We start from the raw sequence: 22,179 nt of genomic DNA, 5'->3' as shown, positions 1-22,179 counted from the left end.
GGCAAATCTTACTTAGGCACCACGACAGCGTCGGGGCCGGGAAACACCAGCCCGGTGTGCCCGTCGTCGAACCGCACCACGTACGGCGGCCCGCCGTTCATGCCCTGGACCTCCGTGATTACTCCGCCCCGGTCCCTTTCGCCAACGGTATTGCCATGCATCAGGAGCCGGTCGCCAACCGTCGCATTCATACCTCTCACATTGGTACGCGGAAAGCTGAACGAAAAGAGCGAATCCTAAGTTTTGCTCCCCCTGGAGGGGGAGGAGAAAAGATGACCAAACCGTTACGCTGCGCGGGATGTGGCGTTTCGGTCTCAGAGGTCTCAGAGGCAGGATGGCGGCCTCCTACGTCCTCGTCACCGCCACGGCCGTCCTGCTGGTCGAGGCCGTGATCGCGGCCTTCTACCTGTTCCCCAGGGCCAACGCGGCCGATCTGGCGGCTGTGCTCCAGGAGCAGGCGGGCACCGACACCAAGGTGCTGAGCCTGGAGGTGGCCAGGATCTCCACCGCCCGGCCCGGCCTGCCGCCCGGCGAGCTCCTGGCCGAGGTCGCCGGGCAGGCCGGTGACAGGACGGTGGCGGGCGGCGCCAGGCCACGGGCGGAGCCGGGGTTCGCCATGCTGGAGACGCTGGTGGACACCTCGGGCAGGGTCGTCGCCAGCTCCGCGCCCGCGATCTATCCGGTGGGAGGCACGCTCGACGTGCCCCTGCCTGGCCGCGAACAGGGGCTGACCAGGACCAGGACGGGCCTGGCGAGCTGGCACTTCAGCCCTGTGCTGATCAAGGCGCCGGACAGCGGCACGGGCTTCGCCACCCTGGGCCACGTCTATGTACAGGCGCCGTCCGACGCCGCGCCGCCCGCCCCGGACGTCGGCGAGTTGTGGCCCCTGGTCGTGGCGGGCGGGCTGGCGCTGGTGCTCGTGGTGCCGATCGGGCTGGTGTTCGGGATGCTGAGCACGCGCGGGCTGACCGGCCGCGTACGCCGCCTGGCCGGGGTGACGACGGCGGTCGCGGCAGGCGACTTCCGGCCGCGCGTCGCGGTGCGGGGCTCCGACGAGGTGAGCACGCTCGAACACTCGGTCAACCTGATGGCCGACCGGCTCGGCGCGGCGGTGGAGGCGGCCAGGACGAGCGCGCACGCCGAGGCCAGGCAGGCCGAGCGCGGCAGGATCGCCAGGGAACTGCACGATTCGATCTCCCAGGACCTGTTCTCGCTGAGCCTGCTGGCCGCGGGCATGCGCAGGGCCGCCCCCGAGGGCCTGAGCGAGCAGTCGGAGGCGATGGAGCGCACCGCCGCGCGGGCGATGCGCGAGATGCAGGCGCTGCTGCTGGAGCTGCGCCCGGTGGCACTGGAGGACGCGGGCCTGCTGCCCGCGCTGCGCGAGCTCTGCCACGCCTACCAGGAGCGGCTCGGCATCGAGGTGGAGACCGCACTGGAGGAGACGGCGCTGCCGCCCCCGGCCGAGCACGCGGTGCTGCGCCTGGTGCAGGAGGCGCTCGGGAACGCGGTCAAGCACGCCGACCCCGGCAGGATCGAGGTACGCCTGAGCGAGCGCGCCGGCGAGGTCACCGTGTCGGTCTCCGACGACGGCACGGGCTTCGACCCGGCGCAGGCGGCGGGCAGGCACGGCATGGGCCTGAAGCTGATGCGCGAACGGGTCGGGGAACTCGGCGGACGGCTGGAGATCACCAGCGACGGGAGTGGCACGACGGTGACCGCGATTCTGGGGACGGCATGATCCGGGTGCTGATCGTGGACGACCACGAGGTCGTCAGGCAGGGCCTGCGCTTCGTCCTGGACCAGGAGGACGGCGTCGAGGTCGTGGGCGAGAGCGGCGACGGCGAGGCCGCCCTGCGCGCCGCCGCACGGCTCGAACCCGACGTGATGCTGCTGGACCTGGTGATGCCCGGCCTGGACGGCCTGGGCGTGCTGGAGCGGCTGCCGGCGCGCGGCAGGCGGCCCGCGGTGATCGTGCTGAGCTCGTTCCAGGAGGACGACCGGGTGGTGGCGGCCATGCGGCTGGGCGCGCTGTCGTACCTGTCCAAGACCTCCGCCGTCGATCGGGTGGTCGATGCGGTACGCGCGGCGGCGCGCGGCGGCAGCGTGCTGGAGCCCGGGGTCGCGGCCCTGCTGCTCGGCCAGGTGCGCAGGGGCGGGCCGCCGCGCCCGCTGGACACGCTCACCCCGCGCGAGCGTGAGGTGCTGGGCGCGCTGGCGCGGGGCCGGTCGAACGCGGAGATCTCCAGGGATCTGCGGATGGGCAAGGAGACGGTCAAGTCACACGTCTCCAGCATCCTGGCCAAACTGGGCGTGGCCGACCGTACGCAGGCGGCCATTTACGCGCTCCAGCAGGGGCTGGTGCCGCTCGACGAGGCCCTGTGACAGGGCAACGCCATGGGCCACGGGGATGGCCGCTAGACTCGCCCGCCGCGGGTGAACACTCCCCCGGTTGGGGAGGCTAAGAGCAACGGAGGCGACATCCCGGTCAGCGTGGGCATTCGAGCGAAATTTCGTTAGTTTTCCGGTCTTGTTAAATTGCTCCCGGGATGTAACCTTTGGGGGCAATTCGTCCTACCATCGGTGGTCTAGGCCATCGCAGAGGGCCCTGCCAGCAGGGACACTCTGGTTACTGGCTAGTAGAGATGCGTTTTCTACGGCTAGCGACCAGGATGGAAGGCGACCCAGACCAGACATCAGTCCATCTCGGAAGGCGAGACCCAGTGGCTTCCGGACGCCAGCGTTTCTCGATCATCAGCGACGGCCTACCCAGCCAGCTGCCTGATGTCGACCCCAGCGAGACCAACGAGTGGCTCGAGTCTCTCGACAACGTCGTCAAGACCGAGGGCCGCACCAGAGCCCGCTATCTCATGCTGCGCATGCTGGAGCGGGCACGCGAGCACCAGGTCGGCGTGCCGGGCCTGCGCAGCACCGACTACATCAACACGATCCCGCCGGAGCGCGAGCCCTGGTTCCCCGGCGATGAGCACGTCGAGCGCCGCATCCGCGCCTACATCCGCTGGAACGCGGCCATCATGGTGTCCAGGGCCAACGCCCGCACCAACGTGGGCGGCCACATCGCCACCTATGCCTCGGCCGCCTCGCTCTACGAGGTGGGCTTCAACCACTTCTTCCGCGGCAAGGACCACGGCGAGTCGGGCGACCAGGTCTTCTTCCAGGGCCACGCGGCCCCGGGCATCTACGCCCGCGCCTTCCTCGAAGGCCGGCTCAACGAGTCCCAGCTCGACGCGTTCCGCCAGGAGCTGTCGCACGGCTTCCACGGTCTTCCCTCCTACCCCCACCCGCGGCTCATGCCCGATTTCTGGGAGTTCCCGACGGTCTCCATGGGCCTGGGCCCGATCGGCGCGATCTACCAGGCGCGGTTCAACCGCTACCTGCTCAACCGGCAGATCAAGGACACCAGCCGCAGCCACGTATGGGCCTTCCTGGGCGACGGCGAGATGGACGAGCCCGAGTCGCTGGGCGCGATCGGCCTGGCCTCGCGTGAGGAGCTCGACAACCTCACGTTCGTGATCAACTGCAACCTGCAACGGCTCGACGGCCCGGTACGCGGCAACGGCAAGATCATTCAGGAGCTGGAGTCGTACTTCCGCGGCGCCGGCTGGAACGTGATCAAGGTTGTCTGGGGCCGCGACTGGGACCCGCTGCTGGCGGCCGACGTGGACGGCGTGCTGGTCAACCAGATGAACACCACGCCCGACGGCCAGTTCCAGACCTACTCGGTGGAGTCGGGCGGCTACATCCGCGACAACTTCTTCGGCTCCGACCCGCGCCTGCGCAAGATGGTCGAGCACCTCAACGACGACGACATCCGCAAGCTGTCGCGCGGCGGCCACGACTACCGCAAGGTGTACGCGGCCTTCAAGGCGGCCCGCGAGCACGTCGGCCAGCCGACGGTGATCCTGGCCCAGACCATCAAGGGCTGGACGCTGGGCAAGGACTTCGAGGCCCGCAACGCCACGCACCAGATGAAGAAGCTCACCAAGGCCGAGCTGAAGGAGTTCCGCGACCGGCTCTACCTGCCGATCCCGGACTCGGCGCTGGAAGGCGACCTGCCGCCCTACTTCCACCCGGGCGAGAACGACGCCGAGATCCAGTACATGAAGGAGCGCCGCGCGGCACTCGGCGGCGTGCTGCCCAAGCGGGTCATGCGCGCCAAACCGGTCAAACTGCCCGGTGACGAGGTCTACGGCGGCTTCGCCAAGGGCTCGGGCAAGCAGCAGGTGGCCACCACGATGGCCTTCGTCCGGCTGCTGAAGGACCTCATGCGCGACAAGGAGATCGGCCACCGGTTCGTGCCGATCATCCCGGACGAGGCCCGTACGTTCGGCCTGGACGCCATGTTCCCGACGGCCAAGATCTACTCGCCGCACGGGCAGACGTACGAGGCCGTGGACCGCGAGCTGCTGCTGTCGTACAAGGAGGCCGTGCAGGGGCAGATCCTGCACGAGGGCATCAGCGAGTCCGGCTCGATGGCCTCGACCATCGCGGCCGGCACCTCCTACGCCACGCACGGCGAGCACATGATCCCGATCTACATCTTCTACTCGATGTTCGGCTGGCAGCGCACCGGCGACGCGATGTGGCAGATGGGCGACCAGATGGGCCGCGGCTTCCTGCTGGGCGCCACCGCGGGCCGCACCACGCTCAACGGCGAGGGCCTGCAGCACGAGGACGGCCACACCCCGCTCATCGCCTCGACGAACCCGGCCGCCGTCTCCTACGACCCGTCCTGGGCCTTCGAGGTGGCGCACATCGTCAAGGACGGCCTGCGAAGGATGTACGGCGACCAGCCGGAGGACATCTTCTACTACCTGACCGTCTACAACGAGCCCTACCTGCAGCCGGCCCAGCCCGCCAACATCGACGTGCAGGGCCTGCTCAAGGGCCTGTACAAGTTCGCCGACGGGCCGCAGACGCAGGGTCCGAAGGCCAACATCCTGTCCTCGGGCGTGGCGGGCCCGTGGGCGATGGAGGCGCAGCGACTGCTGGCCGAGGACTGGGGCGTGTCGGCCGACGTGTGGTCGGCGACGTCGTGGTCCGAGCTGCGCCGCGAGGCGCTGGCGTGCGACGAGCACAACCTGCTCAGCCCCGACGCCGAGCGCCGCGTCCCGTACGTCACCCAGGTCCTCTCGCAGGCCCAGGGCCCGTTCGTGGGCGTCAGCGACTACATGAAGGCCGTGCAGGACCAGATCGCGCAGTGGGTGCCGGGTGACTGGTCCTCGCTGGGCACCGACGGATTCGGCCTGTCCGACACCCGCTCGGCGCTGCGCCGCCACTTCCACGTGGACGCGGCCTCGATCACGCTGGCCGTGCTGACCAGCCTCGTCCAGCGGGGCGAACTGGACGGCGAGGTGCTGCGCGAGGCCATCGCCCGCTACCACCTCAAGAACGGCGTCACCGAGGCGGGCGGCGCGGAGAGCAACGACACCCAATCCATGGGAGTCTGAGTCATCCAACGGCGGCGCTCCCGCGAATACTCTTCGCGGGAGCGCCGTCATATTCGGCCGTCCCCGCCGTTGGCCAAGTGAGGCGGCACGTTTCAGGAGGGGTACGTGCCGCCTCACCTCGGTCTGGTGCGGGTTCACGTATTGTGGGCACTACTTCCCCCTGAACTGATGTGAGGGGAAGTTTCGTCATGCGTCGCGTTATTGCCGCCGCTCTACTCCTTGCGGCCACCGCCGGCTGCTCCACCGCGCCGGCCGAGCCCGCCTCGGAGTCCACGGCCGATCCCGACCAGATCGCCTGGGGTCCCTGCACCGACATCAAACGCCCCGACGGCGAGACTCCTGCCCGCCAGGACGCCTCGGTACGGTGCGGCAAGCTCGCGGTGCCCCTCGACTACGCCAAGCCCGACGGCGAGAAGCTGGACCTGGCGCTCATCAAGCTGCCGGCCACCGGCAAGCAGAAGCGGCTGGGCTCGGTGGTGTTCAACTTCGGCGGCCCAGGCGCCTCCGGCGTCGACACCCTCGACCAGGCCGCCAAGGCGCTCACCACGCTGCGCGCCCGCTACGACCTGATCAGCTTCGACCCGCGCGGCGTCGAGCGCAGCTCGGGCGTGAAGTGCGGCGACGCGGCCGAGATGGACAGGTTCACCTCCCTGGACACGCTGCCGGCGGGCGATGAGACCGACCAGGAGGTCGAGGCGGCCAACAAGCGCTTCGCCTCGCTCTGCCAGCAGAACTCCGGCGAGATCCTGCCGCACGTCGGCACCGCGAACGCCTCGCGCGACATGGACCGCATCCGCGCCGCCGTCGGCGACGCCAAGCTCAACTACGTCGGCATGTCGTACGGCACCCAGCTCGGCGGCGTCTACGCCACGCAGTTCCCCAAGAAGGTGGGCCGCATGGTGCTCGACGCGCCGCTGGACCCCACGGTCACCTTCGAACAGCGCACGCTGGCCCAGACGCGCGGCTTCCAGAAGGCCTACGAGAGCTTCCTGCGCTCCTGCGTCAAGGAGACCTGCGACTTCGGCAAGGACCAGGCCACCGCCAACGCGAACGTCGGCAAGCTCATGAACCAGCTCACCGAGAAACCGCTGCAGGTCAACGGCCGCGAGCTGACCCAGGGCCTGGCCTCCACGGGCGTGGCCGCCGCGCTGTACTCGGAGCTGACCTGGCCCTTCCTCGAACAGGCGCTGAGTGAGGCGCTCAAGGGCAACGGCGAGGCGCTGATGTACCTGGCCGACTCCTACACCGGACGCGGCCCCGACGGGACCTACTCCACCCAGATGACCAGCTTCCCCGCCATCACCTGCGTGGACACCGCCGAACGGCCGGACGAGGCCGCGCTGCGGCGCACCGAGGCGGCCGCGATGAAGATCTCGCCGCTGTTCGGCAGCGAGGGCTCGGGCGGGTTGTGCCGGGTCTGGCCGGCCAAGGGCAACGACGAGGCGCGGCACGTGAACGCCACCGGCTCCGCGCCGATCATGGTGGTGGGCGGCAAGGGCGACCCCGCCACGCCTTACGAGTGGGCGCCCAAGCTGACGGCCCAGCTCAAGACCGCGACGCTGGTGACGTACGAGGGGGAGGGGCACGGGGCGTACCTGTCGGGCAGCAAGTGCATCCAGGGCCTCGTGGACGCCTACCTGCTGGAGGGCAAGATGCCGGGCAAGAACGCGAGCTGCCCGGCCGCGTGATCTGAGGCCGGCAGGAACGCGAGCGGTCCTGACGGCATCATCTGGGCAAGGGCGTGAGCTGCCCAACGACCTGATCCGGGGCGGGCGAGGTGCGAGCGCGGTCCGGCGGCCTAGTCTGGACCGCGTGACGGACTACAAGCCTCAGATTCAGACGGAGACCGCGCGCCTGGCCGACCTGGCGGGTGACCTGTCCGTCCCGGTGCCGACGTGCCCGGGATGGACGATCGCCGAGCTGGTCACCCACGTAGGGCAGACGCACCGGTGGGCGGTGCACGTGCTGCGTGACCGGGTCCAGGAGCGCATCTGGTCCCGGCAGGTGCCCAGCGGGCTGGCCGAGGGTCAGAGCGGCGACGCCGCCTGGCTGACGGCCGGGGCCGCCGAACTGGTGGAGACCCTGCGCGTCACGGACCCCGCGATGGAGGTCTGGACCTGGGGGCCGGACGGGCGGGCCTCCTGGTGGCCGCGCCGGATGCTGTTCGAGCTGGTGATTCACCGGGTCGATGCCGAACTCGCGCTCGGCATCGACCCGGAGATCCCGGCGATGACCGCGATCGACGGCATCGAGGAGTACCTCGACAACCTGCCGTCCGCCGTGTGGGTCACCCGGCCGCTGGCCGAACTCGGCGTGGAGGGGGCCACGATCCACCTCCACGCGAGTGACGCCGACGGCGAGTGGACCATCACGCAGGGTCCCGCCGGGAAGATCGAATGGGCGCGCGGCCACGCCAAGGGCGACGTCGCCGTCCAGGGCCCGGTGAGCGACCTGCTGCTCCTGCTGTACGGCCGCCGCTCCCCCGACGCGCTCACCGTCCACGGCGACCGCGCCCTCCTGGACCGCTGGCTCACCGCCGCAGCCTTCTGACCCCCCTCACACCTTGGCCACCGACTCCCCACCACCCTCCACCCAACCCACCTCACGCTCGGACCACTGGCCCCGCCACGGCCCTCTGACCCCGCTCACCCGCCTTTCGGCCCCGGCCACGAGGTCCACCCGCCTTTCGGCCCGGGTTACGAGGTCCGCCCGCCTCCCAGACCCGCCGAGCCGCTCACCAGCCCTCCGGCCCGGCCGACCGGCTCGTCTCCGGCGCGCGCCGACAAGTCGGCCGTCCGGGCGCCCCTTCAACCCGCACCCACCAGCCCGTCGCGGAACCACCCCCGGCCCGGCCGATCGTCCCGCCACCGGCCCGTCTTCCGGCCGCACCGACGGTCCCGCCTCCGGCCGCTGATCGTCCCGCTCCGGCTCGCAGGGCGACCTGGATGACGGCTCGTCGCAGAGGCGGCCGCCCTCGATGGACCTCCACCGAAGCTCGGTGGGGTGGCGGTCCCACGGACAAGGGCTCAAGGACAAGGGCTCAAGGACAAGGGCCCTGGACGCGCCGCCGTTCGGCGATCGGCGGCGTGTCCAGGGCGATGGGGCGAGCCGCTGAGGGCCGGCCCTCGGACGTGAGCCGCTCACCAGGGCCGGGGTGTTCGCGGGGAAGGCGCTGTCCCCGGCCGGCGGGCCCACGTCATATGTCACCGTCTCCTTGCCTCTCTCGAACAAGACAACGATCTAACGCGTGGGCGACAACCCTATGTCGGTGTTTTCTCTTGATTAATCGAGCAGAGTGCCGTGCACGACCATCTCGGGGACCTCGGTGGCGAAGCCTTCGAGTGGCCGCTCGGGGCAACGTTCGGCGGTGACGGTGGCGGCGGCGATGCGGTCGAGGCGGAAGACGCGTACGTCGTCGCGCAGCCGGCACCACGCCACGAGATACCAGAACCCGCCCCGCCCGCCCAGGAACACCCCCGGCTCCACGTCGCGCGAGGTGAGCGCGCCCTTGGCGTCGGCGTACTCGAGCCTGAGCACCCGGCGGCGCAGCAGCGCCTCCTCGATGGCCCGCGAGATGCCCTCGGCCCCGAGCGGCTGGATCTCGCCACCGCTCTCCTGCAACGGGACGAGTTGCACGCGCCGGGCCAACTCCCTGGCCAGCTCGCCCTCGGGACCCGGCATCGCGGCCACCACCTTGCGTAACGCGCTGCGTGCCTGGCGGCCGAACGGCTGGTCGCCGGCCCGGCTGAGCGCCACCGCGATGGCCACGGCCTCGGCCGGGCTGAAGTTGAGCGGGGGCAGCGACATCTTCTTGTCGATGGCGTAACCGCCCTTGCGTCCCGCCTCGGCGTAGATCGGCACACCTGACTCCTGCAGCGCGGCGATGTCGCGCTCGATCGTGCGCAGGCTCACCTCGAACCGCTTGGCCAACTCGCGGGCGGAGCGGCAGCGGGGCGCGATGGCGCGCAGGTCTTCGACGAGCGCGTAGAGCCGATCGGTACGGTTCACAGCCGAGACGCTACGCGCCGCCACCGACAATCGCGGGCCGCTCCACAGCCACGCGACACTCACATAGCCGGGCGGCCACAGGGGTCTCACGGTTCGGTTACTGCCCCAGAGCTTCCTCCCCGAGAGGGTACGCCGGGCCCGGGTTTCCCACCACGCAAACGACGGCCCGTTTTCTCACCCTCCGCCGGGAGGCAACCGTCCCGAGGGGCAACCGTCCCGAGGGCACGCGATCGACGGGCTCTCACCCGCCCCGCGTCCACTCCATCAACCGGTCCAGCGGCCAGCTGTTGACGATCCGTTCCGCCTCGATCCCGCAGCGGGCGGCGCGCTCGCACCCGTACCGCTGCCAGTCGAGCTGCCCTGGCGCGTGCGCGTCGGAGTCGATCGAGAACACGCACCCCATCTCGTACGCCAGCCGCATCAACCGCTTCGGCGGATCGAGCCGATCGGGCCGGGAGTTGATCTCCACCGCCACCCCGAACCGCCGGCACGCCTCGAAGACCAGCTCGGCCTCGAACTCCGACTCGGGCCGCTTGTTCCCCCGCTTCCCACCGCCCTGCACGATCCGCCCCGTGCAGTGGCCCAGCACGTCCACGAGCGGATTGGCGATGGCGGTCACCATCCGGCGCGTCATCTCCTGACCGTCCGCGCGCAGCTTGGAGTGCACGCTGGCCACCACCACGTCCAGCCGCTCCAGCAGTTCGGGCTCCTGGTCGAGCGTGCCGTCGGCGTTGATGTCCACCTCGATCCCGGTCAGGATCCTGAACGGCGCCAGCCGCTCGTTCAGCTTGGCCACCACCTCGAGCTGGCGCTCCAGCCGCTCGGCCGACAGCCCCTTGGCCACGGTCAGGCGCGGCGAGTGGTCGGTCAGCGCCCAGTACTCGTGCCCGAGCGCGACGGCCGCCTCCGCCATCTCCTCGATCGGCGAGCCGCCGTCGGACCAGTCGGAGTGGCTGTGCAGGTCGCCCTTGAGCGCCGCGCGCAGCTCGGCCGTCTCCGCGTCGAGCTCAACCCCCGCAGTGGCCCGCATTCGGCGCAAGTAGGTCGGAACCTGTCCATCAAGGCTTTCGTTTACTACAAGAGCGGTGACCTTCCCAATCCCGGGCAAGTCACCGAGCCCGCCGCTGTGTGCCAGGTGGTCGAGCTCGTCGGGGGACAGCTCGGCCACGACGGCGGCCGCGCGGCGGAAGGCACGCACGCGGTACGTGGGCTCACCCGCGCGCTCCAGCAGAAAGGCGATCTCGCGCAGGGCCTCGACCGGATCCATGCCTCCAGTCATACCCAAGTGAACCGCAACCACAGGCCATTACTCATTGAACGGGGACAAGGGCCGCCGCTAGGCTGATCGGCCCAGGAAAGCAGGAGTTGAATGGTTAAGCCGTCGCAGGCGCCCACGCCGCCGCGCAAAAGTTCGAAGATCATCCCATTGGCCGTACTGGGGGTCCTGTCCGTAATGGTCGTGGGCTACTGCGCCGCCGTGAACGACGACGACGATGACGTCACCGCCGACTGCGTCAGGGTGAGAGACGACACCACCCAGGCCGGCTACGGCGACTTCACGCCGACCCCCACCCCCTCGGCATCCCCGAGCCCGACCACCAGCACCTCCTCCCCACCGGCAGGCTCCTACGAGGTGGTGGACGACTCCTACTGCGACGACTCCACCCGCAGCTACGGAGGCTCCCACGGCGCGTACCTGTGGTACTACGGCGGTCACCGCGTCGGCACCCACGTCCGGAACGGCACCACGCTGCGCCCCTCCGACGTGACCATCACCAGCAGGAGCGGCAAGGAGATCCAGCGGGGCGGCTTCGGCCGCAGCGGGACCGGCGGGAGCTGACCGATGCGCCGCGAGCACGCCACTCCCAGGGACGACTGGGAGAAGACGATCGAGGGCCAGGGCCTGGCCTATCACCGCGCGGCCCACCCGGCCGGGCTTAACAGGCCGTACTGGGACGAGTCCGTCCACTACGTCTTCTCGATGGACGAGGTCGAGGAGCTGGAGCGCCAGGTCGAGGAGCTGCACGAGATGTGCCTGGGGGCCGTCGAGCACGTGGTCTCCGCCGGGCGTTACGCCGACTTCGCCATCCCCGAGTGGGCCTGGGAGGAGGTCGCGCGCTCGTGGGAGCGCCGCGACGACCACCTGTACGCCCGCTTCGACCTGCGCTACGACGGCACGGGCGCGGCCAAGCTGCTGGAGTACAACGCCGACACGCCCACCTCGCTGGTGGAGTCGTCGGTCGTGCAGTGGTTCTGGCTGCAGGACGTCTTCCCCGGCGACGACCAGTGGAACTCGGTGCACGAGCGGCTCATCGACCGCTGGCGCGAGCTGCGCCTGCCACCGGGGCCCACCCACTTCGCCTTCACCAACTCCGACGAGACGGGCGAGGAGGCCATGACGGTGGCCTACCTACAGGAGACCGCCGAGCAGGCCGGACTGCAGACCGTGGCCATCGCCATGGAGGACATCGGCTGGGACTCGCTCAACCGGCGTTTCACGGACATGGAGGGGCGCGTCATGCGCTCGGCGTTCAAGCTCTACCCGTGGGAGTGGATGCTGGCCGAGGACTTCGGGCACCACGCCGTACGGCACTCCACCTGGATCGAACCGCTGTGGAAGACCCTGCTGTCGAACAAGGCGCTGCTGGCGGTGTTGTGGGAGCTCAACCCGGGCCACCCCAACCTGCTGCCCGCCTATCTCGACGGCCCCCGCGACCTGACTTCCTACATCGCCAAGCCGCTGCTCGGCAGGGAGGGCGCCTCGATGCGCATCGTCACGCCGCAGGGCACGCAGGAGACGCCGGGCGTGTACGGCCAGGAGGGGTACGTCTACCAGGGTTTCGAGGCCCTGCCCGTGTTCGAGGGGCAGCGGCCGGTGCTCGGCGCGTGGGTGGTCGCCGACGAGGCCGCCGGGCTGGGCCTCAGGGAGACGACCGGCCTGATCACCGACGACACCTCCTCCTTCGTCCCACACCGCATCAACAGCTGACCGACGACACCTCCTCCTTCGTCCCACACCCGCATCAACAGCTGACCGACGACTCCTTCACCGAGACCACCTCCAGAACGGACCCGAAGTGACCCTTCTCGAAACCCTCGCCCGCGGCTCCGGCGCCATCGCCGCGTACGCCGCCGTCGGCGTGATCCTGATGATCGTCGGCTTCTACGTGATCGACTGGGCCACCCCGGGCAAGCTGAGCGAGGTCATCCGCAGCGAGCGCAACCCGAACGCCACCCTGCTGACCACCTCCGCCCTGGCCGCCATCGGCCTCATCGTGGCCGCCTCCATCTTCGCCTCCGGCGGCCGGCTCTCCGAGGGCCTGGCGGGCACGGCGGTGTTCGGCCTGGTCGGCATCGTGGTGCAGACGGTGGCGATGCTGCTGTTCGACAAGATCGTCGGCATCTCGGTACGCGACCTGGTCAAGGAGCAGGAGTTGCAGCCGGGCGCGCGGCTGCTGGCGGTCACCCATGTCATGATCGGCCTGATCACCGCCGTGGCCGTGATCTAGCACCGGCACGAACCGGCGTTCCGGCCATCCGAAGGGACCTGGCACTCTAGGAGGCGTGACAGACCGGACCCGGGAGGACACGACCCGCAGGCTCGAGCGCGCCATGGGCTCGCTGGGCACGGCGGCCATGGCGCGCATGGACGAGCAGCTGCCGTGGTTCCGCGCGCTCAGTGCCGAGGACCGGTCGTGGGTGGGGCTCGTGGCCCAGGCCGGGATCGCCGCGTTCGTGGAGTGGTTCCAGCAGGCGGGCAGGGACACGCCCAGCATCGAGTTCTTCGGTACGGCGCCGCGCGAGCTCAAGCGCTCCATCTCGCTGCAGCAGACGGTCGACATCGTCAGGGTCGTGGTCGAGGTCGTCGAGGCCCAGGCCCACGAGCTGGCCGCGCCGGGCGGCGAGGACCAGCTCCAGCAGGCCATGTTGCGCTACACCCGCGACGTGGCCTTCGCCGCCGCCCACGTCTACGCCCGCGAGGCCGAGGCCAGGGGCTCGTGGGACGCCAGGCTCGAGGCCCTGATCGTGGACGCGCTCGTACGCGGCGAGGTGGACGACGGCCTGCACTCCTGGGCCGCCGCGCTCGGCTGGACCTCCTCCCCCGTGGTCGTCATCGCCGGTCACGCCCCCGACGACGATCCCCGCGCGGTCATCGACGGGCTGCGCGAGAAGGGCCGCAGGATCGGCATGGACCTGCTGGCCGGCGTGCAGGCCGACCGGCTCATCGTGATCGTGGGCGGCGCCGGCAGCGTCAACGAGGCGGCCAAGCAGGTCGTGGCCCGCTTCGGCGTGGGCCCCATCGTCATCGGACCCGAGGTGCCCGACCTGCACGCCGCCGCCAGGTCCGCCAGGGCGGCGCTGGCCGGGCTGAAGGCGTCCTGCGGCTGGCCGGACGCCCCCAGGCCGGTGCACGCGGAGGACCTGCTGGCCGAACGGGCGCTCGACGGCGACGCAGACGCCAGGGAGCAGCTCATCGAGAACGTGTTCCTGCCGCTCGCGGGCACGCCGCTGCTCGATACCCTGGCGACCTACCTGGAGCAGGGCACCTCACTGGAGGCGACGGCGCGGCTACTGTTCGTGCACCCCAACACCGTGCGCTACCGGCTGAAGAAAATCACCGAGCTGACCGGCTACCAGCCGACGGAGGGCAGGTCGGCCTTCACGCTCCAGGTCGGCCTGATCCTCGGCAGGCTCTCGGAAAGCGCCGTAACCTGGCGGGCCCTAACGTAATGCCGCCGAAATCCCCACTGTAGGTTTCCTACAAATCACCCCGGACAAAGTTCGTACGGATCTCCAGCCGCGTGTCGAAGTTCTACAGGGCAAGGTGGTTTTTGTGCTTGTACTCGTCGCTCCGGGCCAAGGTGCCCAAACTCCAGGCTTCCTGACTCCCTGGCTCGAACTGCCCGGTCTGGCGGACAGACTCGGCGGCTGGTCGGAGATCGTCGGGATCGACCTGGTCGCCTACGGCACCACCGCCGACGCCGACGAGATCCGCGACACCGCCGTCGCGCAACCGCTGCTCGTGGCCGCCGCGCTGGCCTCCGCCGAGGCGCTCGGGGTGGCCCCCGACCTGCTGGCGGGCCACAGCGTCGGCGAGTTCGCCGCCGCCGCGCTGGCCGGAGTGATCACCCACGAGGAGGCGCTGCGCCTGGTCCGCGACCGCGCCATGGCCATGGCCAAGGCCGCCGCCGTCACCGAGACCGGCATGACCGCCGTACTCGGCGGCGTCGAGGAGGACGTGCTGGCCTGCATCGAGAAGCACGGGCTGACCCCCGCCAACATCAACGGCGCCGGCCAGATCGTGGCGGGCGGCACGCTGGAGCAGCTCGCCGCCTTCAACCAGGAGCCGCCGGCCCGCGCCCGCCTGCGTTCGCTCTCCGTGGCGGGGGCCTTCCACACCCACCACATGGCCCCCGCAGTCGAAAGCCTGCGCGAGGCCGCCTGGAACGTCGTACCGGCCGATCCCCGCATCGCGCTGCTGTCCAACTCCGACGGCCGGGCGGTCGCCTCCGGCGCCGAGTTTCTCCAAAGGTTGGTCAACCAGGTGAGCAACCCCGTCAGATGGGGCGCCTGCATGGAGACCATGGCCGGACTCGGCGTCACCAAGCTGATCGAACTGCTGCCCGGCGGCACGCTGACCGGGCTGGCCAAGCGCGGCCTGAACGGGGTGCAGGTCGTGGCGCTCAAGACCCCCGACGATCTCGACGCGGCCAGGGAGCTGACCAAGTGAAGATTCCCGCTATCGCCCCCGGCGGCAGGGTGCTGGCCCTCGGCCACTACCAGCCGTCGAACGTCGTCACCAACGACGACCTGGCCAAGACCATGGACACCAACGACGAGTGGATCCAGTCCCGGGTCGGCATCAAGGAGCGCAGGGTCGCCCCTGCCGAGGAGCCGCTGGAGGACATGGCCGCCATCGCCGGCGGCAAGGCGCTGGCCGCCAGTGGCCTGTCCCCCGACGACGTCGACCTGGTCATCGTGGCCACCTGTACGCTGGAGAGCCAGATCCCCAACGCCTCCGCGGTCGTGGCGCACCGGCTGGGCATCAAGTCTCCCGGCGCGTTCGACGTCAACGCCGCCTGTGCCGGGTTCTGCTACGCGCTGGCCACCGCCGACTCCGCCGTACGCGCGGGATCGGCCAGGAACGTGCTGGTCATCGGCGCGGAGAAGCTGTCGCAGTGGGTGGACTGGACCGACAGGTCCACCGCCGTGATCTTCGCCGACGGCGCCGGCGCGGCGGTGGTCGGCCCGTCCGAGACACCCGGCATCGGCCCCGTGGTCTGGGGCAGTTCCGGTGACAAGTCGGAAGCGATCTCGATCAAGGACCGTAACGACTACCTCTACCAGGAGGGCCAGACGGTCTTCCGGTGGGCCACCACGGCGCTGCACCCGGTGGCGCTCGAAGCCTGCGCACGCGCCGGCGTCGACCCGTCGGAGCTGGCGGCCTTCGTGCCGCACCAGGCCAACCTGCGCATCATCGAGGCCATCGCCCGCAAGGTCGGTGCGGACAACGCCGTCATCGCCCGCGATATCGTCAGTGCGGGTAACACCTCGGCAGCCTCCATCCCGCTGGCGCTCTCGCGCATGCTGGAGCGTGGCGAGGTCCGCTCGGGTGGCCTGGCACTGGTGCTCGGCTTCGGCGCGGGCCTGACCTATGCCGGACAAGTGATCGAGATCCCGTAAGTTTCAGTGACCGCTACTCGCGGCGGCCCTCTCAACAAGGTGTCACCGCAAGTCAAGCTTGTGCGGCGTCGTCCGCGCAGTACCCAGGAAAACCAGAAGGAGAACTAGCGACATGGCTGCCACCGAGCAGGAAATCCTCGCGGGCCTCGGCAAGATCATCAACGAGATCACGGGCATCCCCGCCTCGGACGTGACGCCCGAGAAGAACTTCGTGGACGACCTCGACATCGACTCCCTGTCCATGGTCGAGATCGCCGTGGCCGCCCAGGACGAGTTCGGCGCCGAGATCCCCGACGACCAGCTCAAGAACCTGAAGACGGTCAAGGACGTCATCAACTTCATCCAGGGCTGACCAGCCTTATCCCGACTTGATCAGTAAGGAGCGCGAAACGTGAGTGCGAACCGGGTACGTGTCGTCGTCACCGGGCTTGGCGCGACGACGCCCGTCGGTGGAGACGTCACCTCGACCTGGACGGCGCTCCTCGCCGGTCAGTCGGGTATCAAAACGCTGACCTCGGACTGGATCGACTCCGTCCCCGTGAAGTTCGCGGGGACGGCCGCGGTCGATCCCGCCGAGGTGCTGCCGCGGCCCGAGGCTCGCCGCCTCGACCGCAGCGAGCAGTTCGCGCTGGTCGCCGCCAGGGAGGCCTGGCAGGACGCGGGCACGCCCCAGGTGGCGCCCGAGCGGCTCGGCGTCGTGGTCTCCAGCGGCATCGGAGGCATCTCGACCACGCTCAGCGCGTACGACCTGTGGAAGGAGCGCGGCTGGAACCGGCTGTCGCCCTTCACCGTGCCGATGCTCATGCCCAACGGCCCCGCCGCCTGGATCGGGCTCGACCTGCGCGCTCAGGCGGGCGTGCACGCCACGGTCTCGGCCTGCGCGTCCGGCGCCGAGGCCATCGGCTACGCGATGGACATGATCAGGGCGGGCCGCGCCGACGTGGTGGTCGCGGGCGGCACCGAGGCGGCCATCCACGGCCTCAACATCGCCGCCTTCGCCGCGGCGCGGGCCATGTCCCAGCGCAACGACGACCCCGAGGGCGCCTCGCGCCCGTGGGACCGCGACCGTGACGGGTTCGTGCTCGGCGAGGGCGCCGGCGTCGTCGTGCTGGAGTCCGAGGAGCACGCCAAGGCGCGCGGCGCGCGGATCTACGCCCAGTGCGCGGGCATCGGCTACTCGGCCGACGCCCACCACATCACGCAGCCGGAGCCCGAGGGCCGGGGCCAGATCATGGCGATGACGCAGGCGCTCACCGACGCCGGCGTGAGCGGCCTCGACGTCAAGCACGTCAACGCGCACGCCACCTCGACCCCTTCGGGCGACGTCGGCGAGGTGCAGGCGGTGGCCAAGGCCATCGGCACGCACCCGCTGGTGACCTCGACCAAGTCGATGACCGGGCACCTGCTCGGCGGCGCGGGCGGCATCGAGTCCGTCTTCACGATCAAGGCGCTGCAGGAGCGGATCGTGCCCAGGACCATCAACCTCGACAACATCGACGACGGCATCGAAGTGGATCTCGTCCACGGCGAGAACCGCAGGCTGCCGGACGGCGACATCGCCGCCGTGAACAACTCGTTCGGATTCGGCGGTCACAACGTGACCGTCGTGTTTAAGGGGGCTTAAATGACCGTGATCGACAACAGGGTGGTGAGTGCCGGCTCCGATCAGGAGCCTGCCGATCCCCGCGATCCAGTCGCCCGCATGGCCGCGCTGCTCGACGAGGGCTCGCTGCGGCTGATCACTCCCGAGGACAAGAGCGGCGTCCTGGCCGCCATGGGCCGCGTCGAGGGCGTTCCCGTCGTCGTCTTCTGCAGCGACGCCCGCTTCCAGGGCGGCGCGATGGGCGGCGAGGGCTGCGAGCACATCGTGCACGCCTACGACGTGGCCGTCCGCGAGCGGGTGCCGGTCATCGGGATCTGGCACTCCGGTGGCGCGCGCCTGCTCGAAGGCGCCGAGTCCCTGCACGCCGTCGGCCGGGTCTTCGCCGCCATGACGAAGGCGTCCGGCGTCGTGCCGCAGATCTCCGTGGTGGTCGGTCCCGCCGCCGGCGGCGCCGCGTACGGTCCCGCCCTCACCGACATCGTCATCCTGGCCGACTCCGGCCGCATCTTCGTCACGGGCCCCGACGTGGTACGCAGCGTCACCGGTGAGAGCGTCGACAGCGCCGCTCTGGGCGGCGTCGAGCCGCACAGCAAGCGCAGCGGCGTCGCGCACATCGTGACCAAGTCCGAGACCGACGCCTTCGTCAAGGCCCGCCAGCTCGCCACGCTCCTCGGCCACCAGGGCCGGGTGCGCACGGGCGAGATCGGCGAGGTGGACTTCTCCACGCTGCTGCCCGAGTCCGCGCGCCGCGCCTACGACGTCAAGCCGCTGGTCAACGGTCTGCTCGACGAGCCGGGCATCGAACTGCACCCCAAGTGGGCGCCCAACATCGTCACCTCGCTCGGCCGTCTCGGCGGCCGTACGGTCGGGGTCATCGCCAACAACCCGATGCGGCTCGGCGGCTGCCTCGACGCCACCTCCGCCGAGAAGGCCGCCCGGTTCGTACGCATGTGCGATGCCTTCGGCGTGCCGCTGGTCGTCCTGGTGGACGTGCCCGGTTACCTGCCGGGCGTCGGGCAGGAGCACGACGGCGTGGTCCGGCGCGGCGCCAAGCTGCTGCACGCCTTCGCCGAGGCCTCTGTGCCGCGGGTCACGCTGATCACGCGTAAGGCGTACGGTGGGGCGTACATCGCGATGAACTCCCGCGCGCTCGGCGCGACCAAGGTTTTCGCCTGGCCGACCACCGAGGTGGCGGTCATGGGCGCGGTAGCCGCGGTGCGCATCATCAAGCGGCGCGAGCTGGCGGCGGCGCCCGAGGAGGAGCGGGCCGAGCTGGAGCGGCGGCTGGCCGAGGAGCACGAGAAGATCGTCGGCGGGCTGGCCAGGGCTCAGGAACTGGGGGTCATCGACGAGGTGATCAAGCCCGAGGAGACCCGCGGCGCCATCGCCAAGGTGCTCGCCCAGGCGACCCCGGCCAGGGGCGCCCACGGGAACATCCCGCTGTAACGACCGATAGACGCAGGAGGCCCCGTACCCATCGGTACGGGGCCTTTCGCATGCTCGTGTGCTCGTATGGGGCTCGTGTGCTCGTAGGGGGCGTATGGGGCCGTTAGCGCCGTCTGGGCGTTCCACCTACGGCGCGCCAGGGCCGGGGGTGGCGTTAGCGGCCGGGAGGTGCTCAGACGGCCGCGTGCAGCCACCTCACCGGGGCGCCGTCGCCCGCGTACCTGAACGGCTCAAGTTCCTCGTCCCACGGTCTGCCGAGCATCTTGTCCAGCTCGTCCTCCAGCGCGCACCGGCCCTGGGCGGCCATCATCATCGCGGCGCGCAGCCGGTCCTCGGGGATCATGATGTCGCCGGCGGCGCCGATGACCGCCGTGAAGGCGCCGAGCGTCGGCGTGTAGGCGTGCCGGGAGCCGTCCACGCCCGGCGAGGAGTCCTCGGTGATCTCGAACCTGAGGCGCTGCCAGCCCATGAGGGAGGAGGCGATGGCCGCCGCGATGCCCGCGCGGCCCTCCCACTCCGCCTGCGCGCGCACGACATTGGGCGCGGCGGGCTGCGGCGTCCACGTCAGGTCTACGGGCACGCCAAGGACACCCGCGACTGCCCATTCGATATGAGGGCACAGCGCGGGCTGAGCCGAGTGGACGTAAAGGACGCCACGAGCAGACACCGGACCTCCCGTTTCGGTACGAGGTGCGCCTTCCCCAACGGCCTCATACTCGGGATGATCACAAGTGACTAGGGAGAGACTACCGTCGGTCGCCACCTGGCACCAGAGGGGGGCCATACCAAGTTGGTGCGGGAGTGGCGGGTGAAAGTTGTGGCGAACGCGGAAACATACCCGCCCATGGAAATCCAATCTGTCGGCGAGGCGTTCATCCGCCCAGGTCAGGTACTGACCGACCGGACCGCTCTCGCCGCCGCGTCGCGCTGGACGCAGGCGGTCAGTGAAGCCGACGGCGTCTGCGTGATCCACCTGTCCCCCGGCGTCGATCCGTGCGAGATCACCGCCGACCTCCGCGACCAGGGCCTGCGGGCCTCGCCGAACCACGTGCTGCGCGGTCAGCCCCTGTTCTTCGGCGGCCCCGCGTCCAGGCCCTTCCCCGCCCCGCCGATCGCGTTCAAGCCCGGCAGGAACCGTTCCAACGTGGTCGTGGGCGTGCTCGACACCGGCATCGCCAAGCATCCGTGGTGGTCGGGCAGCGACTGGTACGCCGGGCTCGGCCCCGACGAGGCCGACGCCCCCGAGGGGTCGCAGGCCGGTCACGGGACGTTCATCGCGGGACTTCTGATGCGGCGGGCCCCGGGCGTGTCGCTGCGCGTGCGGCGGGTGCTCGACGGCGACGGGATCGGTGACGAGGCGGGCGTCGTACGCGCACTCCATCGGATGCGCGAGCGCCCTCCCGCGGTGCTCAACCTGTCCTTCGGCTGCCACACCTTCGACGACCGGCCGCCGCCCCTGCTGGCCGACGCCATCGGCGCGCTGAGCGAGACGGTGACCGTGGCCGCCGCCGGGAACACCGGCTCCGACCGGCCGTTCTGGCCCGCCGCGCTGCCCTGCGCGATCGGCGTGGCGGCCGTGGACGCCACCCAGCAGCGCCGGGCGCCCTACTCCGGATACGGCACCTGGGTCGACGCCTGCGCCAGGGGCGACTGGCTGGCCAGCAGCTATCTCGACGCGGGCGAGTACGGCGGCTACGCGGCGTGGAGCGGCACCTCGTTCGCCACCGCGCTGGTGGCGGGCGCCATCGCGGACGCGGCCAGGCACGAGCCGGCCCAAGAGTGGATCAAGCGGCTCCTTGACTCCGAGGAGACCCCGCAAATTCCCGATCTGGGGGTTCTCTTCCCGGCGAGTCTGTAGAGTTTACGCACAGTCCCCGGTCAATCACGAGGAGGCATGATCGCCCCTTCGTGCCGGACGGAAGGAGGCCGCATGCGTGAGGCAGCGGAGCTGTTCGCCGCGGCGGCCGACGGCGACCGGTCGGCCTGGGACGAGCTGGAATCGCGGTTCGGGCCGCGCATGTGGGCCGTGGCCCGTGCGTGCGGCCTGAACCCCGCCGACGCGGCGGACGCGGTCCAGGGCGCCTGGCTGCGTCTTCTGCAGAGCTTCGAGAGCATCAGGGATCCGGCGGCAGTGGGAGGATGGCTCGTTACCACCGTGCGCCGCGAGGCCCTCCTGCTCCGGCGCAGGGAGCTGTCAGGCGTCTCCGCCACGGACATCCTCGTAGTTCCTGACCCGGCGACCGCCGTCCTGGAGGCCGACGGCCGGCGCCTGCTCTGGAAGATGGTTTCCGACCTCCAAGAACCCTGCCGCACACTCCTCCAGCTGGTCGCGAGCGATCTCGGCAACCAGCAATTGGCCGCGCGGCTAGGCATGCCCGCGGGCAGCGTCGGCCCAACCAAGGCACGCTGCCTGGAAAAACTGCGCACTCTGATCTCACTACAGGAGACGGCGCAATGATCAACGACGAATACTTCCTGGCGGCCCTCCGGCTGGCCACCGGGAACGATCCGATCCCGAGACACGTGTCCACCGCCGCACGTGACGCCTACCGGCTTCGGATCCCCCAAGCGATGACCGCCGCACACGCCGAGTCGGCCGCCATCCGGAGCGTCCGCGACGACGACAACTCACATCTGGTGCGTTTCGTCGCGGCCGGGCTCACCTTCGATCTGGAGGTGACGGAGGGCGACGGGCTCATCGACGTCGCGGGGCACATCTCCCCGTACCCGGGAGAGGGCGCGCTGGTCGATGTGAGATCCCCGCACCTGACCCTGACCCGGCGGATCGCCCACAACGGCCAGTTCGCGGCCACCGGCCTGCCACCCGGCTGGCTCAGCGTGGTCTGCCACCGGCCCGGCCACGCGCCCATCCAGACCACATGGGTACGCATCCGCCCTTGACCCGCCAGAGACCCGGCCGGGAGCACCGCGCTTCGCTCCCGGCCGTCTTCGACCAAGGCAGCCATGAGC

At 70.3% G+C, this 22,179-nt stretch carries 21 protein-coding genes; 17 read left to right on the top strand and 4 right to left on the bottom strand.

Annotated elements, in window-relative coordinates:
• Nucleotides 1-8: 8 nt before the first annotated feature.
• A complete protein-coding gene (locus AB0I81_RS38460; RefSeq protein ID WP_360667547.1) occupies nucleotides 9-191 on the bottom strand; it encodes a DUF1918 domain-containing protein in 183 nt (60 codons plus the stop codon).
• A 107-nt stretch (nucleotides 192-298) separates the two neighbouring features.
• Here AB0I81_RS38460 and AB0I81_RS38455 point away from each other — a divergent pair, with 107 nt between their 5' ends.
• The 5 genes from AB0I81_RS38455 (at nucleotide 299) to AB0I81_RS38435 (ending at nucleotide 8,018) form a co-directional block, all read left to right on the top strand.
• The gene (locus AB0I81_RS38455) at nucleotides 299-1,738 is read left to right on the top strand and encodes an ATP-binding protein (protein ID WP_360667544.1); all 1,440 of its coding nucleotides are present in this window, start codon (nucleotides 299-301) and stop codon (nucleotides 1,736-1,738) included.
• Entirely contained in the window at nucleotides 1,735-2,382 is a 648-nt protein-coding gene (locus AB0I81_RS38450) for a response regulator transcription factor (RefSeq protein WP_360667541.1), read from the top strand. The genes AB0I81_RS38455 and AB0I81_RS38450 overlap by 4 nt, the downstream gene beginning before the upstream one ends.
• 338 nt (nucleotides 2,383-2,720) lie before the next feature.
• Nucleotides 2,721-5,468 carry a pyruvate dehydrogenase (acetyl-transferring), homodimeric type gene (gene aceE / locus AB0I81_RS38445; protein WP_360667537.1) on the top strand — a complete coding sequence of 916 codons (2,748 nt, stop codon included), beginning with the start codon at nucleotides 2,721-2,723 and terminating at the stop codon, nucleotides 5,466-5,468.
• Nucleotides 5,469-5,656: 188 nt separating this feature from the next.
• A complete protein-coding gene (locus AB0I81_RS38440) occupies nucleotides 5,657-7,156 on the top strand; it encodes an alpha/beta hydrolase (RefSeq protein WP_360667533.1) in 1,500 nt (499 codons plus the stop codon).
• Nucleotides 7,157-7,280: 124 nt separating this feature from the next.
• Nucleotides 7,281-8,018: a maleylpyruvate isomerase family mycothiol-dependent enzyme gene (locus AB0I81_RS38435; protein ID WP_360667530.1), complete on the top strand. Its 738-nt coding sequence runs from the start codon at nucleotides 7,281-7,283 to the stop codon at nucleotides 8,016-8,018.
• Nucleotides 8,019-8,750: 732 nt separating this feature from the next.
• On the opposite strand, the gene AB0I81_RS38430 is transcribed toward AB0I81_RS38435, so the two are convergent.
• Both AB0I81_RS38430 and AB0I81_RS38425 read right to left on the bottom strand, forming a co-directional pair.
• Nucleotides 8,751-9,476, bottom strand: a complete 726-nt coding sequence (locus tag AB0I81_RS38430) for a YafY family protein (protein ID WP_360667526.1) — start codon at nucleotides 9,474-9,476, stop codon at nucleotides 8,751-8,753.
• A gap of 241 nt (nucleotides 9,477-9,717) precedes the next feature.
• Nucleotides 9,718-10,743 (bottom strand): PHP domain-containing protein, encoded by a 1,026-nt coding sequence (locus tag AB0I81_RS38425; RefSeq protein ID WP_360667524.1) that lies wholly within the window; start codon nucleotides 10,741-10,743, stop codon nucleotides 9,718-9,720.
• Between the two features lie 159 nt (nucleotides 10,744-10,902).
• Between AB0I81_RS38425 and AB0I81_RS38420 the strand changes: the two genes are divergently transcribed.
• The 9 genes from AB0I81_RS38420 to AB0I81_RS38380 all read left to right on the top strand — a co-directional run bounded on the left by AB0I81_RS38420 (nucleotide 10,903) and on the right by AB0I81_RS38380 (nucleotide 19,209).
• Entirely contained in the window at nucleotides 10,903-11,316 is a 414-nt protein-coding gene (locus AB0I81_RS38420) for a hypothetical protein (RefSeq protein ID WP_360667521.1), read from the top strand.
• 3 nt (nucleotides 11,317-11,319) lie between these two features.
• Entirely contained in the window at nucleotides 11,320-12,465 is a 1,146-nt protein-coding gene (locus tag AB0I81_RS38415; RefSeq protein WP_360667518.1) for a glutathionylspermidine synthase family protein, read from the top strand.
• A gap of 88 nt (nucleotides 12,466-12,553) precedes the next feature.
• On the top strand, nucleotides 12,554-12,985 hold the full coding sequence (locus AB0I81_RS38410) for a DUF350 domain-containing protein (protein ID WP_360667515.1): 432 nt from the start codon (nucleotides 12,554-12,556) through the stop codon (nucleotides 12,983-12,985).
• 103 nt (nucleotides 12,986-13,088) lie between these two features.
• On the top strand, nucleotides 13,089-14,207 hold the full coding sequence (locus tag AB0I81_RS38405) for a helix-turn-helix domain-containing protein (protein WP_360667598.1): 1,119 nt from the start codon (nucleotides 13,089-13,091) through the stop codon (nucleotides 14,205-14,207).
• A 103-nt stretch (nucleotides 14,208-14,310) separates the two neighbouring features.
• Nucleotides 14,311-15,207, top strand: a complete 897-nt coding sequence (locus AB0I81_RS38400) for an ACP S-malonyltransferase (protein WP_360667512.1) — start codon at nucleotides 14,311-14,313, stop codon at nucleotides 15,205-15,207.
• Nucleotides 15,204-16,160 (top strand): beta-ketoacyl-ACP synthase III, encoded by a 957-nt coding sequence (locus AB0I81_RS38395; RefSeq protein ID WP_360667510.1) that lies wholly within the window; start codon nucleotides 15,204-15,206, stop codon nucleotides 16,158-16,160. Before AB0I81_RS38400 ends, AB0I81_RS38395 begins: the two co-directional genes overlap by 4 nt.
• Nucleotides 16,161-16,272: 112 nt before the next feature.
• Nucleotides 16,273-16,512 carry an acyl carrier protein gene (locus AB0I81_RS38390; RefSeq protein ID WP_360667507.1) on the top strand — a complete coding sequence of 80 codons (240 nt, stop codon included), beginning with the start codon at nucleotides 16,273-16,275 and terminating at the stop codon, nucleotides 16,510-16,512.
• Nucleotides 16,513-16,551: 39 nt separating this feature from the next.
• Entirely contained in the window at nucleotides 16,552-17,784 is a 1,233-nt protein-coding gene (gene fabF / locus AB0I81_RS38385; protein WP_360667504.1) for a beta-ketoacyl-ACP synthase II, read from the top strand.
• Nucleotides 17,785-19,209 carry a carboxyl transferase domain-containing protein gene (locus AB0I81_RS38380; RefSeq protein WP_360667501.1) on the top strand — a complete coding sequence of 475 codons (1,425 nt, stop codon included), beginning with the start codon at nucleotides 17,785-17,787 and terminating at the stop codon, nucleotides 19,207-19,209.
• A gap of 172 nt (nucleotides 19,210-19,381) precedes the next feature.
• On the opposite strand, the gene AB0I81_RS38375 is transcribed toward AB0I81_RS38380, so the two are convergent.
• Nucleotides 19,382-19,876, bottom strand: a complete 495-nt coding sequence (locus AB0I81_RS38375; RefSeq protein ID WP_360667498.1) for a DUF3145 domain-containing protein — start codon at nucleotides 19,874-19,876, stop codon at nucleotides 19,382-19,384.
• 177 nt (nucleotides 19,877-20,053) lie between these two features.
• On the opposite strand from AB0I81_RS38375, the gene AB0I81_RS38370 reads away from it, so the two are divergent.
• The 3 genes from AB0I81_RS38370 (at nucleotide 20,054) to AB0I81_RS38360 (ending at nucleotide 22,110) form a co-directional block, all read left to right on the top strand.
• A complete protein-coding gene (locus AB0I81_RS38370; protein ID WP_360667496.1) occupies nucleotides 20,054-21,067 on the top strand; it encodes a S8/S53 family peptidase in 1,014 nt (337 codons plus the stop codon).
• Nucleotides 21,068-21,139: 72 nt separating this feature from the next.
• Nucleotides 21,140-21,667: a sigma-70 family RNA polymerase sigma factor gene (locus tag AB0I81_RS38365; protein ID WP_360667493.1), complete on the top strand. Its 528-nt coding sequence runs from the start codon at nucleotides 21,140-21,142 to the stop codon at nucleotides 21,665-21,667.
• Nucleotides 21,664-22,110, top strand: coding sequence for a hypothetical protein (locus tag AB0I81_RS38360; RefSeq protein ID WP_360667490.1), 447 nt, complete (start codon nucleotides 21,664-21,666; stop codon nucleotides 22,108-22,110). Before AB0I81_RS38365 ends, AB0I81_RS38360 begins: the two co-directional genes overlap by 4 nt.
• Nucleotides 22,111-22,179 lie beyond the last annotated feature (69 nt).

The sequence above is a fragment of the Nonomuraea sp. NPDC050404 genome (assembly GCF_040655495.1).
Lineage (GTDB): Bacteria > Actinomycetota > Actinomycetes > Streptosporangiales > Streptosporangiaceae > Nonomuraea.
This window is presented reverse-complemented; position numbering and strand designations above follow the sequence as displayed.

What these genes read in the sequence shown, in the direction of transcription:
- AB0I81_RS38460 (WP_360667547.1), bottom strand. Translation starts at nt 191, where the DNA reads ATGAATGCGACGGTTGGCGACCGGCTCCTGATGCATGGCAATACCGTT.
- AB0I81_RS38455 (WP_360667544.1), top strand. Translation starts at nt 299, where the DNA reads ATGTGGCGTTTCGGTCTCAGAGGTCTCAGAGGCAGGATGGCGGCCTCC.
- AB0I81_RS38450 (WP_360667541.1), top strand. Translation starts at nt 1,735, where the DNA reads ATGATCCGGGTGCTGATCGTGGACGACCACGAGGTCGTCAGGCAGGGC.
- AB0I81_RS38440 (WP_360667533.1), top strand. Translation starts at nt 5,657, where the DNA reads ATGCGTCGCGTTATTGCCGCCGCTCTACTCCTTGCGGCCACCGCCGGC.
- AB0I81_RS38425 (WP_360667524.1), bottom strand. Translation starts at nt 10,743, where the DNA reads ATGGATCCGGTCGAGGCCCTGCGCGAGATCGCCTTTCTGCTGGAGCGC.
- AB0I81_RS38415 (WP_360667518.1), top strand. Translation starts at nt 11,320, where the DNA reads ATGCGCCGCGAGCACGCCACTCCCAGGGACGACTGGGAGAAGACGATC.
- AB0I81_RS38405 (WP_360667598.1), top strand. Translation starts at nt 13,089, where the DNA reads ATGGGCTCGCTGGGCACGGCGGCCATGGCGCGCATGGACGAGCAGCTG.
- AB0I81_RS38390 (WP_360667507.1), top strand. Translation starts at nt 16,273, where the DNA reads ATGGCTGCCACCGAGCAGGAAATCCTCGCGGGCCTCGGCAAGATCATC.
- AB0I81_RS38380 (WP_360667501.1), top strand. Translation starts at nt 17,785, where the DNA reads ATGACCGTGATCGACAACAGGGTGGTGAGTGCCGGCTCCGATCAGGAG.
- AB0I81_RS38370 (WP_360667496.1), top strand. Translation starts at nt 20,054, where the DNA reads ATGGAAATCCAATCTGTCGGCGAGGCGTTCATCCGCCCAGGTCAGGTA.
- AB0I81_RS38365 (WP_360667493.1), top strand. Translation starts at nt 21,140, where the DNA reads ATGCGTGAGGCAGCGGAGCTGTTCGCCGCGGCGGCCGACGGCGACCGG.
- AB0I81_RS38360 (WP_360667490.1), top strand. Translation starts at nt 21,664, where the DNA reads ATGATCAACGACGAATACTTCCTGGCGGCCCTCCGGCTGGCCACCGGG.